Here is a 16374-nt window from a genome sequence, read left to right as displayed (position 1 = left end):
GCCTCTCTTTTTTTGTCATTCTTTGTCGGTAAATCGAAATTTCGTGTTAAATCGTTGATATATTGAGAGTTGTGATAGATATATTTAAAAAATCGTTAATATGATAAGGATGTCACTTTTTTTCTTAAAATCTATATTGTATTTTATAAACAATCTAGTTAAAATTTAGAAAAGTAGAAGGGGATAGAAGTATGAAACAGCAACCAAAAATCGCAGAACTTCTAAAACGAATTGAAACTTCAAAACAGCAAGATGTTGAGCTAGGTACTTATGAAATATATTTGTTTAGTGAAAGTGAATGAGAAAAAGGACAAATCGGTTACCGATACGATAAACATAAAAATTCATTAATAAGTGAAGAACACGGAAAATGGAAAGAAGAATGGATTACAATTGGATATGAAACGGATATGGGCGATCCAGTTTTCGTAAATATAGATGATGCCGCTTATCCGCTTTATACTGCAGAACGTGGTACAGAAAAATGGCAACCAGTTTATATTGGAAATATAGATGAGATTATAGGGCAATTATAAGAAAAACTTTGAATCCGGTGCAAAGTGATGGGAGAGAAGTATGAAGTATATAAAAATAATGAGCATGATTGCATTCATTGGAATATATATGGCCGGTTGTTCACAAGGGCAGCCGAAAAAAGAAACTACATCTTCTATACAAGAGAAAAACAAAGATACCAAAGAAGACGCACCGGTAGAAAAGCAACAAGAAAAGAACGAAGAATCGCAAGCAATTCAAACGAATGAGCAAGTAGAACATAAGCAAGAGGAAGTATCATCTGATGAAAAGAAAGAAGAAACTACGCCAGTGCAGCCGACTGAGCAACCAGTGCAAAATAATGAACAAAAAGTAGAGAGTAATGAAAAACAAGAGAAGTTTCTCGTCGTTATTGATCCAGGGCATCAACAAAAAGCGAATTTAAATTTAGAGCCGATTGGACCAGGGGCAACAACGCAAAAATATAAAGTGACAGACGGTACAACAGGTGTTGTGACGAAAAAGAGAGAGGCTGTACTTGTATTAGAAATGGCTTTTTTATTAAAAGAAAAGCTTGAAGCAAAAGGGATACAAGTATTAATGACGAGAACATCACAAGACGTTGATATAAGTAATAAAGAAAGGGCGACATTCGCAAATAATCATAAGGCTAATTTATTTTTACGTCTTCATGCAGATGGTTCTGAAAATCCAAACCAAAGTGGATTCGCTGTATTGACGCCGGCAGAAGGAAGTCCGTATACGAAAGAGATTTATGCGGAAAGTCTTCAAATCTCTCAAACGATTGTAAATAAAATGAGAGAGAATCAACAAGTGAAAGTGAATGGAATTAAATTCAGGGATGATCTTTCTGGATTTAATTGGTCCAAAGTACCTGGTGTACTATTAGAACTTGGGTTTATGTCAAATCCTGAAGAAGATAAAAAATTATCTGACTCGCAGTATGTAAATTCCTTGTTGCAAAGTGTAACGGATAGTGTAGATGAATATCGGAAGAGTAAAGCTTAAACGCAGTCTTACATGAAAGACTGCGTTTTTTTATATGAAAACACTCGTAAATTAGAATATTATGGATAAATATGACATGCTTAATTTTACCTGCACTTTTTGCCGAATGCTGATACAATAAAGGATGTTACTATTTAGTAGAAAGAGTGGTAAGCATGTTAGATTGGATGAAAAAGCTGTTTAACAAAGAGGAAGAACAAACAGCGATGAATAAAGAAGTACCAAAGCAAATTGAAAGTCAGCCGAAAATTCCTCGTGTAAACCACTACACTGAAGCAAGAGAAGCACAAATGGCAAGTAGGAATGCAGGTAAATGCCGTTTTCCTTTAGTACCGGATAATGGGTTCGATGAAGAGGATGAAAGCGAAGTAAATCGCTTCGAAGAACAACCTGTTCAAGGAGTAACATATGAAGAACCGACTGCCCAAAGAGGAATAAAGGTGGAAAGAAGCAGACGACCGTATGTGGAAAAGGTAGTTTCTACATATGAAGAGCCGGAAGTGCAATATGAACCGGTGCGGGAGTCTGTCGTAAAGAAAGCATCTACACCAGCGCAAGAGAGTAACCGTAGACCATTTCGGCCAACAGAAATGATTTCGCCAATTTATGGATATAATCGTCCTTCAGTAGAGAAAAAGGAAGAAAAGCAGGAGGAAGTAAAGGAAAGAGAAGACCTTGAAATATCTGTAGAGGGTAAATCAGTCGTTGATGCATGGTTAGAGAAAAAAGGATATACATTATCTGATTTCTCAGAAGGACAAGCACCAACTTCTTCTAGTCATAGAGCTGCTAACCAGCAAGGAGAGCAACAATATGAAGAGAATAAAAAGGAAGAAAAGTCAGTAGTTGATCAATGGCTAGAGAAAAACGGTTATGAAATTGAACGCCAAGTGCCTTTAGTAGAAGAAAAAGAAGTGATTCAAGAAATGAGTACACCGCAGGAAGTTTCAGCGGATGAATTACTTCATAAAACAGTAGCTGAGCAGATGGAAAGTGCTAAGCTAGAAAAAGATGTAGTGGTGTTAAACGAAAACAATCTACAAGAAGAATTAGTAGCTTCTAAAGTAGAGCACGAGGATACAATATTATCAGAAGAAATTAAACGTAATACAGAAATAAAACAACCTACTATTGAAGTAGAAAAGCAAGCTCCAGAAGAATCAGTGATTGTCAAAGCAGAAGAAAAACTTGAAGAAACAATCATTGTGGAAATACCAGAAGAAGTGTCAAAAGTAGAAGTAATTGCAGAAACGGAAGAGTTTGAAGAAGTAGTTATGGAAACAGAGGCACCTGAAGAAGTGGAAGTAATTACAGAAACAGAAGAGTCAGAAGAAGCTGAAGTAATTGCGGAAACAGAAGAGTCAGAAGAAGCTGAAGTAATTGCGGAAGCAGAAGAGTCAGAAGAAGTGGAAGTAATTGCAGAAACGGAAGAGTCAGAAGAAGTAGAAGTAATTACAGAAACAGAAGAGTCAGAAGAAGCTGAAGTAATTGCGGAAGCAGAAGAGTCAGAAGAAGTGGAAGTAATTGCAGAAGCAGAAGAGTCAGAAGAAGCTGAAGTAATTGCGGAAGCAGAAGAGTCAGAAGAAGCTGAAGTAATTGCGGAAGCAGAAGAGTCAGAAGAAGTGGAAGTAATTGCAGAAACGGAAGAGTCAGAAGAAGTGGAAGTAATTGCAGAAACGGAAGAGTCAGAAGAAGTGGGAGTAATTGCGGAAGCAGAAGAGTCAGAAGAAGTAGAAGTGATTGCAGAAATAAACGCGCCTGTAGTAGAGACATTTGTAGCACTTGAGGACATTCAGCAAGAAGATGAAGCAATTGAACAAAAGAGTGAATTCATACATGTTGCTGAGGCTGATGAACAAACGAAGAAAGATGTTCAAAGCTTTGCGGATGTTTTAATTGCAGAAAAACAACCAGTTGTAGAAGAAGCGCCAGTCGCAGAAGAGCAACAAGTTGTAGAAGAAGCACCGGTCGTAGAAGAGCAATCAGTTGTAGAAGAAGCGCCAGTCGCAGAAGAACAACCAGTTGTACAAAAAGAAGAACCAAAACGTGAGAAAAAGCGTCATGTACCATTTAATGTTGTTATGTTGAAACAAGATAGAACACGATTAATGGAAAGACATGCAGCTAGAGCAAATGCAATGCAGCCTTCTGCTAATGTACGAGTAGAGAATAAGCCAGTGCAACAAGAGGTAGCAGAACCACAAGTGGAAGAACGCCCAGTGCAGCAAGTAGTAGCAAAACCACAAGTGGAAGAGCACCCAGTGCAGCAAGTAGCAGCAGAACCACAAATGGAAGAGCACCCAGTGCAGCAAGTAGTAGTAAAACCACAAGTGGAAGAGCAACCAATGCAGCAAGTAGTAGCAGAGCCACAAGTGGAAGAGCACCTAGTGCAACAAGTAGTAGCAGAACCACAAGTGGAAGAACGCCCAGTGCAGCAAGTAGTAGCAGAACCACAAGTGGAAGAGCACCCAATGCAGCAGGTGGTAGCAGAACCACAAGTGGAAGAGCACCCAATGCAGCAAGTAGTAGCAGAGCCACAAGTGGAAGAACGCCCAGTGCAGCAAGAGGTAGCAGAACCACAAGTGGAAGAGCACCCAGTGCAGCAAGTAGTAGCAGAGCCACAAGTGGAAGAACAACCAATACAGCAAGTAGTGGTAGAGCAAGTACAAAAGCCAATTTCAAGTACGGAAGTACAAGAGAAAGCATATGTTGTAAATCAAAGAGAGAACGATATGCGAAATGTATTGTACACACCACCGACATACACTGTTCCGCCATTAGCGCTGTTGTCGATTCCACAGCAATCAGCGTTAGATAATACAGAATGGTTAGAGGAGCAGAAAGAATTATTAGATACAACGTTTAATAATTTTCACGTTGGAGCACATGTTATTAATGTATCGCAAGGTCCGGCAGTCACTCGTTTTGAGGTGCAGCCAGACCCAGGTGTGAAAGTAAATAAAATTACAAATTTAAGTGATGATATTAAGTTAAGCTTAGCTGCGAAAGATATTCGTATTGAAGCACCGATTCCAGGGAAGAGTGCGATTGGAATCGAGGTTCCAAATAAAGAAAGTAAGCCAGTATTTCTTCGTGAAATTTTAAGAAGTCCTGTATTCACAAAGAGTGAATCACCGCTTACTGTTGCGCTGGGGCTTGATATTTCAGGGGATCCAATTGTAACGGATATTCGAAAAATGCCGCACGGACTTATTGCGGGTGCAACGGGTTCAGGTAAAAGTGTGTGTATTAACGCGATTTTAACGAGTATTTTATATAAAGCGAAACCACATGAAGTGAAGTTAATGTTAATCGATCCGAAGATGGTTGAGCTTGCACCATACAATTCTGTTCCACATCTTGTAGCACCTGTTATTACGGATGTAAAAGCAGCGACAGCTGCATTAAAATGGGCAGTTGAGGAAATGGAACGCCGTTATGAATTGTTTGCGCATGCTGGTGCTCGTGATTTAACTCGCTACAATACGATTGTAAGTGAGCGAGAAATTCCAGGAGAGACATTACCTTATATCGTTATTGTCATTGACGAGTTAGCCGATTTAATGATGGTAGCACCTGGTGATGTTGAGGAAGCGATTTGTCGTATTGCGCAAAAAGCACGTGCTTGTGGTATTCATTTATTAGTAGCGACGCAGCGTCCATCTGTAGATGTTATTACAGGTTTAATTAAGTCAAACATTCCAACGCGTATAGCGTTTACTGTATCATCTCAAGTTGATTCGCGTACGATTATTGATATTGGGGGCGCGGAGAAATTACTTGGCCGTGGTGATATGTTATTCTTAGGGAACGGTACATCTAAGCCAGTTCGTGTACAAGGTGTATATGTATCGGATGATGAGATTGAAAAAACAGTTGATCATGTGAAAAAGCAAATGAAGCCGAATTACTTATTTAAGCAAGAGGATTTATTAGCGAAAACAGAACAAGCTGAGTCGGAAGACGAATTGTTCCTTGATGCATGTCAATTTGTTGTAGAACAAGGGGGAGCGTCCACATCTTCTGTACAGCGAAAATTCCGCATCGGTTATAATCGCGCGGCACGTCTCATTGAAGAGATGGAATCGCAAGGAATTATTTCTGAAGGTAGAGGAACGAAACCGAGAGATGTCCTTATTTCTGAGGATGAATTTGCCGCTATGCAGGAAACGAATGTATAGTAAACGGTTTTGCTGTATACTAAGAGAAAATGTTGGATAGTAAAGTAGGGAGTAAAGCGACATGAAAGAAATTGAATTAAAATTAAAAGGTGAAATAAATAGACTAACAAATAAAACATTTAAATTTGACGAACGTGTTGGAGAAGGGTGGTTCTCTGCCGTTTACTTTTTAAAGACTAGAGAAATCATCGAAGAATTTCGCCCGAAAAGTGTTGTAACGATGCAATTTTTCCAAAAGGAAAATGCAGTTCTTTGCGGAACGGATGAAGTAATTGCATTGCTACAAACATTCGCTAAAAATCCTGAGGAACTTGAGATTAATTCTTTAAAAGATGGCGATAAAATTAGTCCATTTGAAACAGTGTTAACAATTCATGGTCCTTATGAAAATTTCGGATTTTTAGAAGGTGTCATTGATGGGATTTTAGCTCGTCGTACATCGGTTGCGACAAACGTATATAACGTTGTCCAAGCTGCGCGTAGCGTAGATAAAGAAAAACCAGTTATTTTCATGGGAGATCGTGACGATCATTATACACAACAAGCTGGTGACGGTTATGCAGCATACATCGGAGGTATGAGCGCACAAGCGACGCATGCGATGAATGAATGGTGGGGCAAAAGTGGTATGGGGACGATGCCTCACGCATTAATTCAAATGTTTAATGGTGATGTTGTGGAAGCGGCAAAAGCATATCATAAGAAATTCCCAGAAGATGAATTAGTTGTATTAATTGATTACAACAATGATGTCATTACAGATGCACTTCGCGTAGCGCGTGAATTTGGATCAACATTAAAAGGTGTACGTGTAGATACGTCCCGCACGATGATTGATCAATACTTCATTCGCCACCCAGAAGTACTTGGAACATTCGATCCACGTGGTGTAAACCCATCGCTTGTATTCGCACTTCGTAAAGCACTTGATGAAGAAGGATTCCAGCATGTAGACATCGTTGTAACTGGTGGATTTGATGAGAAGCGTATTCGTGAATTTGAAGCTCAAAACGTACCTGTTGACATATACGGGGTAGGAAGTAGCTTATTAAAAATGAATATTGGCTTTACTGGTGATAATGTAGAATTAAATGGGAAACCAGAAGCAAAAGCTGGTCGTAAATATCGTCCAAACCCACGTTTAGAGCGTGTTCAATTAGAAAAAAGAGAAGAGATGTAAAAGAGAGAAAAACTGATAGGTGATTGACCCTATCAGTTTTTCTGTTATCATAGTATAGCGGCTTCTTTTTTGCTATAATGGACTTGTTATGGACATATAAAGAAGTACGTACGAGTTTATCCTGATAAGTGAAGGGAAAAAATAACTTCACTACATCAAAAATGTATGATGATTACCAAAATAAGAAAAGATTCATATACTGTCTTATAGATAGGCCGTTGTATTAGTTCGAAATGTTGGAGGTTCTTTAAGATGACAGTTTACCATTTTGTAGGAATTAAAGGAACAGGAATGAGTTCATTAGCGCAAATTCTTCATGATATGAAGCATACTGTTCAAGGGTCTGATTATGAAAAGCGTTTCTTTACACAAACAGCGTTGGAAAAGCGTAGTATCTCGATCCTTCCTTTTGATAAGAATAATGTAGAAGAAGGACAAGTGATTATTGCAGGAAATGCATTTCCTGATACGCATGAAGAAATCGTAGCAGCAAAAGAATTAAACATCCCAGTCCATCGTTACCATCATTTCTTAGGTGACCTGATGAGCCAATACACAAGTGTTGCTGTAACTGGTGCACACGGAAAAACATCAACAACAGGTTTGTTAGCCCATGTAATGCAAGGTGCACACCCGACATCTTACCTTATTGGAGATGGAACAGGGCATGGGGTAGAAAATAGTAAGTATTTTGTATTTGAAGCTTGTGAGTATCGTCGTCATTTCTTGTCTTATAATCCAGACTATGCAATTATGACGAATATTGATTTTGATCATCCAGATTATTTTGCAGACATCAATGATGTATTCAGTGCATTCCAAGAGATGGCATTGCAAGTGAAAAAAGGCATTATTGCATGTGGAGATGATGAAGAACTTCAAAAAATTCAAGCGAAAGTACCTGTTATTTTCTATGGATTTGGAGAAGATAATGATTTCCAAGCACGCAACATCCAAAAGAGAACAGATGGCACGATATTCGATGTATTCGTTCGTAACACGTACTATGATACGTTCAAAATTACAGGATACGGCAATCACAGCGTATTAAATGCGTTAGCAGTAATCGCGCTTTGCCATTATGAAAATGTTGATGTAGAAGCAGTAAAACATCAATTAACAACTTTTGAAGGCGTAAAACGTCGCTTTAATGAAAAGCCGATGGGAGAGCAAGTAATCATCGATGACTACGCACACCATCCGACAGAGATTAATGCAACGATTGAAGCTGCTCGTCAAAAACATCCAGAGCGTGAAATTGTCGCTGTATTCCAGCCACACACATTCTCACGTACAGAAAAGTTCTTAGATGAGTTCGCAGAAAGCCTAAGCAAAGCTGATCAAGTATACTTATGTGATATTTTCGGATCAGCGCGCGAAAATAAAGGTGAATTAACAATCGAAGATCTGCAAAAGCGTATTGACGGTGCAGAGCTAATTACAGATACAACAACGGATGTATTAAAGAAACATAAAAACGGCGTTCTAATTTTCATGGGCGCAGGTGACATCCAAAAATTCGAAGCAGCTTACGTAAAAGAAGTTCAAGTTGCAGAGAAGTAATAGAAAAGACGCATAGCTTAGCTGTGCGTCTTTTTTGTTGTGTTCAACTTTTATTTATGTATTGACCTAGAGTTAACTCTAGGTTGTAAGATGAAGATGTAAAAACAAGGGGGAGAGAACATGTATAAAATCGGTGAAGTAGCAGAGTTAACTGGGATGGGTATTCATACTTTGCGTTACTATGAGAAATTAGGATTATTACCACCACCAACGCGAAATAGCGGGATCCGCCAATATACAGAAGGTGATGTACGCCTTTTAAAATTTTTATATTCGTTAAAACAAACTGGAATGTCATTAGAAGAGATGGCTCAGTTTGCAAGTGATGGATGTATTATAGAGGAAATTAGGCAGAGAAAAGAGGAAGTACCGGCGAAAGTAAAAAAGAGAATTTCAATTTTAACAACTCACTTAGAGAGATTAAAAAAACAGCAGGAACAATTGCAAAAAGTTGTTCAGCTAACGGAGGAGAAACTAGAAATTTATTACGGTTTTCTAGAAGGTGGAAATTCGGAGGCTGACAATGAAAAATAAAGTATACGCTCAGTTACTTGGATTTGCGATTTTCACTGGTGGGACATTTAATGCTTCGAAATATGCTGTACAGTATTTCGAAGCAATTCATATAGCAGCATGGCGCTTTGGAATTGCTGCATTTGTGATGTTATGTTTGTTAAAAATACGAAAAGATTTTGAGGTAGAGGTATGGAGGGAGAATAAGACTTATTACTTTTTGCTAGGTATTGTTGGTGTATTCGGTTTTAACTTCTTTTTCTTTTTAGGTATGAAACATACAGAAGCTATGAATGGTGCACTGATTATGGCGACGAATCCGCTCGTTACGACGCTATTAGCAAGTTTTATTTTACGAGAAAAGATTATAAAACGCCAAGGTATTGGGATGTTACTTGCATTACTTGGCGTTGTTTTTGTACTGACACAAGGTTCGTTTACGATACTACAAAACTTATCATTTTCAAAAGGAGATTTTTATATTTTATTAGGGAATATTTGCTGGGCGTTATACGGTGTGCTAGGCAGAAAGCTTATTAAAACTAGTAGCCCAATACAAACGACGACATACACAATGACTATTGGTGCCATTGCCTTTATGATCATATCTTCAACTCAAAAAAATATCGTACCAGTTTTGGAAATTCCTTTGTTAGCTTGGGGAGCGATTCTTTTTATGGCAATTGGAATGAGCGTGTTCGGTTACTTATGGTGGAATAATGGAATTGCTCAAATTGGAGCAGCCAGAACATCTTTATTTTTTAATTTAGTGCCTGTTGTTACAATGATTATTTCTTTTATTGAAGGAGTAAATATAACGCTCGCACAGTCTGTAGGAATGATATTAGTTGTTACGGGTGTATTGTATTCTTCTAATTTTATACAAATAAAACCGAAAAAAGTGTGAATATTTAACAATTTACATCTAGAAGTGTTAGAATAATAAGAAAACTAAAAAGGGGACTAAAAAATATGTTCACACTTCGAGTAGACGATGAAATCGAATTACAGTTATTAGAGAAGCATCATAAAGAGGAATTATATCAATTATTAGATCAAAACCGTAATCATTTACGAAAATGGCTCCCTTGGGTAGATGGGACGAAATCTGCTGATGCTTATGATGAGATTTTTCCGATGTGGTTAAAGAAATTTGCAGAGGGAGATGGTTTTGAAAGTGGCATACGTTACAAAGGAAAGCTCGTTGGGATGGTAGGTATTCATCCAGTGAGCTGGGGGAAGAAAGCGACGAGTCTTGGGTATTATCTTGCAGAAGATGCTGGCGGGAAAGGTATTATGACGCGTAGCGTAAAGGCTGTACTTCACTATGCATTTGAAAATTTAAAGTTGAATAAAATTGAAATTCGGTGCGGTGTTGGAAATGCGAAGAGCCGCGCAATTCCAGAACGTTTAGGATTTAAGTTAGATGGTATTTTACGAGATGAAGAATGGCTATATGATCATTTTCATGATATCGCTGTATATAGTTTACTAGCTTCAGAGTGGAAGGAGATTCGATGAACGAGAAGATACGCATTATTCCGTATGAAAGTACGTTTCAAGAGGAAGTAGTAGATCTTATCGTTCATATTCAGCAAAAAGAGTATAATGTTTCAATTACGAAAGAAGAGCAACCTGATTTACTTGAAATAGAAACATTCTATCAAAAGGATTACGGAAACTTTTGGATAGCAATTTATGATGGTAAAGTAGTTGGAACAGTAGCTTTATTAGATATTGAGAATCATCAAGTAGCGTTAAGAAAAATGTTCGTGAAGAAAGAGTTTCGCGGAAAAGAATGGGGCGCATCACATATGTTGCTTCAAACAGCAATTTCATGGGCTGAGGATAAAAAATTGAAAGATATTTACTTAGGAACAACAGTAAAATTTTTAGCGGCACATCGTTTTTATGAAAAGAATGGTTTTGAAAGTGTGAGTATAGACAAGTTGCCGAAAAACTTTCCGGTGCTACAGGTAGATAAGAAATTTTATAGGTACATTGTGTAAAAGGTCATTTAGAAATGGTCTTTTTCTATGAATAAAAATGGAAATAGTGGTATAATTTGGATTAGGGGGTGTAGGTATGAACTTTCCAATTCAAAGAAGTAAGTCAGTAGTCATTTTCGTTTGTCTTACGTTAGCGTTTATGTTTATATATCCAATTGTCATGCTTTTCACTAATAAAGCGCATTGGATGTCAGCGTTGATTGGGATGGGTGTATGCTTCATTGTAAATGTACCACTCGTTTGGGAAGTATTTATTAAAAAACATAAAGTAGAAAATGGCGTATTAAAGTACGGTATTTTAAATGATGATATTGTATTAAAAGATGTGAGAATTATACGTCAGGTCGGAAAGTCTCTTGAAATTACGACGAATGCATATAAAGTGCATATCGTTGCGATGCCGCAAAATATGGATGAATTCTTGGGGCTTATAGAGAAAGAAAATCCACATGTGAAAATAGAAATGGTAGGAAAGAAATAAAAACGCTCGGCGAAAATTCCGAGCGTTTTTATTATTATTTTAAGTTCTCTGGGTTTAAAGCTTCTAGTTCAGGTACAACGAAGCGTCCGTCTTTACGGATTAGTACGTCGTCGAAGTAAATTTCGCCGCCGCCGTATTCAGGGCGTTGGATGCATACTAAATCCCAGTGGATGTTCGAGTTGTTGCCGTTCCATGCATCGTCGTAAGCTTGTCCAGGAGTGAAGTGGAAGCTGCCATCGATTTTTTCATCGAATAGGATGTCTCCCATTGGATGTAAGATGTATGGGTTTACGCCAATTGCGAACTCACCAACGTAGCGTGCGCCTTCGTCTGTATCGAAGATTTTGTTAATGCGCTCTGTATCGTTTGCAGTTGCTTCAACGATTTGACCGTTCTCAAACTTAAGTTGTACATTTTCAAATGTATAACCGTTGTAAGGAGATGGTGTGTTGTAAGAAACTGTACCGTTAACAGAATCACGAACTGGTGCAGAGTATACTTCACCGTCTGGAATGTTTAAATGACCTGAGCATTTAATTGCTGGAATGTCTTTAATAGAGAATGTTAAGTCAGTTCCAGGACCAGTTAAACGAACTTTATCTGTTTTATTCATTAATGTAACAAGGCTATCCATCGCCTTATCCATTTTACCGTAGTCTAAGTTACAAACTTCGAAGTAGAAGTCTTCGAAAGCTTCTGTACTCATTTTAGCAAGCTGTGCCATAGAAGCATTTGGGTAGCGAAGAACAACCCAGCGTGTTTTTGGAACGCGAATGTCTCTATGAACTTTTTTACCAACTGTTTGGCCATGAACTTTCATACGCTCACTTGGAACGTCAGCTTGTTCATTAATATTATCGCCAGAGCGAAGGCCGATATAAGCGTCCATGTCTTTCATTACGCTTGCTTCATATGCAGCGATTTGTTCGAAATGTTCTTCAGTAGCACCCATTAATAAAGAGCGATCTACTTGATGATCTTTTAAAGAGACGAATGGGAAACCACCAGCTGCATATGCTTCTTTTACAAGTGCAGTTACAAGTTCTTTTTGTAAGCCAAAGTTTTCAATTAATACTTTTTCACCTTTTTGTAAGCGGATAGAGTAGTTAATTAAATTGTATGCTAACTTTTCAATACGTGGATCTTTCATATGTAAAGCCTCCCTACTAATTATGTATCCTCTCCTATTGTAACCTACTTAGTGGAATTTGTTGAATGATTTATGTTACAGTTAACGAATAAGTATGAAAATTCTAATGATGAGATAGGGATTAGAATGAAACGGAAAATGATTGTATAATAGGAGAAAGTATGAAAAAGATAAAGGAAGTGATGAAATGCAAGTTCTTTTATATGTAAGTGCGGCTATTATCGCGGTTGCTTTCGCAGTATTAGTAGTGTATGTATGCAGAACGTTGTTATCGGTTCAGAAGACGTTGGAAAACGTTGCAAGCACGTTAGAAGGTTTAGAAAAGCAAATGCAAGGAATTAGCGTAGAGACAGAGCAATTATTACATAAAACGAATGCGTTAGCTGATGATATTCACCAGAAGTCACAGTCATTAAATAAAGTGGTAGCGGGTGTAGATGGGATTGGAACGACAATCCAATCTTTAAATACGAAGCTTCGTAATGTATCGGACTCTGTAACGGACGAAATTGAAAATAACGCTGATAAAGTAGCGCAAGTTGTACAGTGGAGCAGTGCGGCGATTGAAGTATACAATCATTACCGTGCGTCGAGACAAGAGAAGAAGGTTGAAAAAGAAGAGCGTAAATTAGAAAGAATTGAGAAAAAAGCTGAAAAGAAAGAGAAGCGCTCTAGATTTCGTATGAGAGGTGAATCGTGATGAATATGACAAAACTTGAAACAATTGAAGAGCTTGAAGTCTTAGTAGAAAAGAACGAGCCGTATGTTCTTTTTAAACATAGTACGACATGCCCGATTAGTCACGGTGCATACACAGAATTTCAAGCGTATTGCAGCGAAGAAAGAGAAGTGCCAGCGTATTACTTATACGTACAAGATGCGAGAGATGTGTCAAATCGTGTTGCAGAACAATACAGTATTAGACATGAATCACCGCAAGTGCTATACATAAAAGATGGGATGGTAGTATGGAATACATCTCATTGGAATATTAAAAAAGATGCTTTAGAAGAGAATATAAAGTAAAAAGAAGCAAGCTAAAGGTGCTTGCTTCTTTTTTTTGTTTTTGTTGAAATATATTTAGTGGTACACTATTAATAGTTCAAACTAAATAACTAGATTGTTGAAAGTAGGTTTTAAGTAATGAAGAAAATGGCATTATCCTTCGCAGTCGTAAGTTTATTACTGGGAGCTTGTAGTAACAATAGTAATACGATTAGTAAGAAGGATGAAGTTATACAAAAAGATACAAAAGAAAAAAGTATGATTCCGAGAACTGCTGTTTCTAAAGATTATTATAGAACTGTTATTCCTTTAAAAGAACAAAAGGTTATTAATACAGCTAATATAAAAACAAATTCTAAATTAGATTTAGCAGAGTATGAAAATGGTTTAATAAATATTGCAACGCAGCAATTTGATACAGAGAGTCACGTACTGCAATTAAACCAGTATATTCCAGAGAAACTAATTGATGAACTAGTTGCGAAAGTAGAAGCGCCAGTTTTGACGAATATTATAGAACAAGACTATTTCGGAAAACAGAATTCAAATGAACTAAGTTTATCTGGTGTTATGATAGGTTTAGCTATGTCTTCAAGTGTATCGAATGAAGAAGCTATGTCTAAAGGGACTGAAGTTGCTAAACAACTTATTGAAGCTATTAACAAAAATGATAAGTATAACAAATCTCCAATTACGTTTGCTATCTTTAAGCAAGAAGGTACTAGTTCTTTAAAAAATGGTACGTATATTGCTAGTGCTACTGTTCAAAAGAATGATACGAACCTTGGAAATTGGAGTACAATTGATGAAAAGTCGTATTCATATCCTTCTGATGAATTTACACAAGCACATGGAGAAGATAATACAAAAATAAATAACTTTGCTAAGGAAATAAAAGGTTTTTCTAATGGAGATTTTATTCCAGTCAACGCTAAAGTTTCTTATAAGAAAGATCAAATGGATACATTAAATATGAATATTGTTATTAAATATAACGGTAAAACAGAATTAATGGCTCTTACCCAATTGGCTGCGCAAGGTATGTTAGACAAATTGCCTAAAGATGCGAAAGTACAATTACAGATCAAGTCCGAAAGTAAAATCGAGGCTGTGATTATAAAAGAGAAAAACAGTGATAAACCGTTTGTTTCCTTCTTGTAAAAAAGACAGTATGTAAACTGTCTTTTTTTATTTTAAATGAAAATATACAACGTTTTTTGATGGTAATTCATTGCTGTATATCGTGTGACAATCGTATATGTATCAGCTATAATAAGTTATCTTAAAAAAGTAACATATAGGAATTTGAAAGAGGTGGCTTTCTTATGGCATCACAACAATTAGGTCGTTTACGTTCTGAAATTGATCAACTTAATTTACAAATATTAGAGTTACTAAACGAAAGAGGTCGTCTCGTACAAGAAGTTGGTAATTTAAAAGAAGTACAAGGTGTGAAACGTTTTGATCCTGTACGTGAAAGAAATATGCTGGATTTAATTGCAGAGAATAATAATGGTCCATTTGAAACTTCGACTTTACAACATATTTTCAAACAAATTTTTCAAGCTGGTTTAGAATTACAAGAAGATGATCATCGTAAAGCATTACTTGTTTCTCGTAAGAAAAAAACAGAAGATACGATTGTTGAAATTAATGGTGAAAAAATTGGTGACGGAAATCAGCATTTTATTATGGGACCGTGTGCAGTGGAAAGTTATGAACAAGTACGTCAAGTTGCTGAAGCAATGAAAGAGCAAGGTCTGAAATTAATGCGTGGTGGTGCGTTCAAACCACGTACTTCACCGTATGATTTTCAAGGTCTTGGATTAGAGGGATTACAAATTTTGCGCCAGGTAGCAGATGAATATGATTTGGCTGTTATTAGTGAAATTTTAAATCCGAATGATATTGAGATGTCATTAGATTACGTTGATGTTATTCAAATTGGTGCTCGCAATATGCAAAACTTTGATTTGCTAAGGGCAGCTGGTGCTGTAAATAAACCAGTATTGTTAAAACGTGGTCTATCAGCAACGATTGAAGAATTCATTAATGCGGCAGAATATATTATGGCAAAGGGAAATGGGAACATTATTTTATGTGAACGAGGTATTCGCACGTATGAAAGAGCGACGCGTAATACGCTTGATATTTCCGCTGTGCCGATTTTAAAGAAAGAAACACATTTACCTGTCGTTGTCGATGTAACGCATTCTACAGGGCGACGTGACCTTCTCTTACCAACTGCAAAAGCAGCGATGGCAATTGGTGCAGATGCAATTATGGCTGAAGTACATCCAGATCCAGCTGTAGCTTTATCAGATGCGGCGCAGCAAATGAATATACCGCAGTTCAATGATTTTATGAATGAATTAAAATCATTTGGAAGTAAATTATAAAAACTTTTAATGAGCTGTTCCAAAAAGGGATTTTGGAACAGCTTTCTCTTATTGTATAGCGACTGTCATTGTCGATTTTTGTTGGTAAGTTGATATATTTAAAAAATCGCTGATATAATTAGAGTTGCGGTCGATATATTTGGAAAATCGCTGATATATTTCGAGTTATAGTCGATATATTCGAAAAATCGCCGATATAAATTTCATTTACTATCGTACTGCTTAAAATAAGATTTCTACTTACGAAACATCTATTTTTTTACAAAAAATGCCCTTTTTTCATAAAAAATACGAAAATACGAGAAAAGAAGCGAATTTTTTCGAAACTTTTGCGGGAAAATATTGTATGAGCCTGCGTTTTTATCGTAT

At 37.1% G+C, this 16374-nt stretch carries 14 protein-coding genes and 1 pseudogene; 14 read left to right on the top strand and 1 reads right to left on the bottom strand.

Annotated elements, in window-relative coordinates:
* The first annotated feature begins 191 nt into the window (after positions 1 to 191).
* The 10 genes and pseudogenes from BHV55_RS23425 to BHV55_RS23380 all read left to right on the top strand — a co-directional run bounded on the left by BHV55_RS23425 (position 192) and on the right by BHV55_RS23380 (position 11451).
* Positions 192 to 536, top strand: a pseudogene (locus BHV55_RS23425) (thiamine transporter).
* A gap of 40 nt (positions 537 to 576) precedes the next feature.
* Positions 577 to 1524: an N-acetylmuramoyl-L-alanine amidase gene (locus BHV55_RS23420; protein WP_000874054.1), complete on the top strand. Its 948-nt coding sequence runs from the start codon at positions 577 to 579 to the stop codon at positions 1522 to 1524.
* Positions 1525 to 1679: 155 nt separating this feature from the next.
* A complete protein-coding gene (locus BHV55_RS23415; RefSeq protein WP_070757008.1) occupies positions 1680 to 5705 on the top strand; it encodes a DNA translocase FtsK in 4026 nt (1341 codons plus the stop codon).
* 61 nt (positions 5706 to 5766) lie between these two features.
* Positions 5767 to 6885 (top strand): nicotinate phosphoribosyltransferase, encoded by a 1119-nt coding sequence (locus BHV55_RS23410; RefSeq protein ID WP_000658370.1) that lies wholly within the window; start codon positions 5767 to 5769, stop codon positions 6883 to 6885.
* 252 nt (positions 6886 to 7137) lie between these two features.
* Positions 7138 to 8448 (top strand): UDP-N-acetylmuramate--L-alanine ligase, encoded by a 1311-nt coding sequence (gene murC, locus BHV55_RS23405; protein WP_000219468.1) that lies wholly within the window; start codon positions 7138 to 7140, stop codon positions 8446 to 8448.
* Positions 8449 to 8568: 120 nt separating this feature from the next.
* On the top strand, positions 8569 to 8982 hold the full coding sequence (locus BHV55_RS23400; protein ID WP_000276603.1) for a MerR family transcriptional regulator: 414 nt from the start codon (positions 8569 to 8571) through the stop codon (positions 8980 to 8982).
* Complete coding sequence (locus tag BHV55_RS23395; RefSeq protein ID WP_070757007.1) at positions 8972 to 9868, top strand: DMT family transporter; 897 nt, start codon at positions 8972 to 8974, stop codon at positions 9866 to 9868. Before BHV55_RS23400 ends, BHV55_RS23395 begins: the two co-directional genes overlap by 11 nt.
* Before the next feature lie 65 nt (positions 9869 to 9933).
* Positions 9934 to 10482 carry a GNAT family N-acetyltransferase gene (locus BHV55_RS23390; protein WP_000494681.1) on the top strand — a complete coding sequence of 183 codons (549 nt, stop codon included), beginning with the start codon at positions 9934 to 9936 and terminating at the stop codon, positions 10480 to 10482.
* Complete coding sequence (locus tag BHV55_RS23385; protein WP_070757006.1) at positions 10479 to 10970, top strand: GNAT family N-acetyltransferase; 492 nt, start codon at positions 10479 to 10481, stop codon at positions 10968 to 10970. Before BHV55_RS23390 ends, BHV55_RS23385 begins: the two co-directional genes overlap by 4 nt.
* Positions 10971 to 11046: 76 nt before the next feature.
* Positions 11047 to 11451 carry a PH domain-containing protein gene (locus BHV55_RS23380; RefSeq protein ID WP_070757005.1) on the top strand — a complete coding sequence of 135 codons (405 nt, stop codon included), beginning with the start codon at positions 11047 to 11049 and terminating at the stop codon, positions 11449 to 11451.
* Positions 11452 to 11485: 34 nt separating this feature from the next.
* On the opposite strand, the gene BHV55_RS23375 is transcribed toward BHV55_RS23380, so the two are convergent.
* The gene (locus BHV55_RS23375) at positions 11486 to 12601 is read right to left on the bottom strand and encodes an aminopeptidase (protein ID WP_000654731.1); all 1116 of its coding nucleotides are present in this window, start codon (positions 12599 to 12601) and stop codon (positions 11486 to 11488) included.
* 187 nt (positions 12602 to 12788) lie between these two features.
* On the opposite strand from BHV55_RS23375, the gene BHV55_RS23370 reads away from it, so the two are divergent.
* The 4 genes from BHV55_RS23370 to BHV55_RS23355 all read left to right on the top strand — a co-directional run bounded on the left by BHV55_RS23370 (position 12789) and on the right by BHV55_RS23355 (position 16005).
* Positions 12789 to 13301: a DUF948 domain-containing protein gene (locus BHV55_RS23370; RefSeq protein WP_083320106.1), complete on the top strand. Its 513-nt coding sequence runs from the start codon at positions 12789 to 12791 to the stop codon at positions 13299 to 13301.
* Positions 13301 to 13627 carry a bacillithiol system redox-active protein YtxJ gene (ytxJ, locus tag BHV55_RS23365; protein ID WP_001057469.1) on the top strand — a complete coding sequence of 109 codons (327 nt, stop codon included), beginning with the start codon at positions 13301 to 13303 and terminating at the stop codon, positions 13625 to 13627. Before BHV55_RS23370 ends, ytxJ begins: the two co-directional genes overlap by 1 nt.
* A gap of 117 nt (positions 13628 to 13744) precedes the next feature.
* Positions 13745 to 14767, top strand: coding sequence for a CamS family sex pheromone protein (locus BHV55_RS23360; RefSeq protein WP_070757003.1), 1023 nt, complete (start codon positions 13745 to 13747; stop codon positions 14765 to 14767).
* A gap of 164 nt (positions 14768 to 14931) precedes the next feature.
* On the top strand, positions 14932 to 16005 hold the full coding sequence (locus BHV55_RS23355) for a bifunctional 3-deoxy-7-phosphoheptulonate synthase/chorismate mutase (protein WP_000168204.1): 1074 nt from the start codon (positions 14932 to 14934) through the stop codon (positions 16003 to 16005).
* The last annotated feature ends 369 nt before the right edge of the window (positions 16006 to 16374 follow it).

The sequence above is a fragment of the Bacillus sp. RZ2MS9 genome, assembly GCF_001816185.2.
In the GTDB taxonomy this organism is placed as follows: domain Bacteria; phylum Bacillota; class Bacilli; order Bacillales; family Bacillaceae_G; genus Bacillus_A; species Bacillus_A cereus.
Note: the sequence above shows the minus strand (reverse complement) of the source record. Positions and strands in the feature narration are given on the sequence as shown.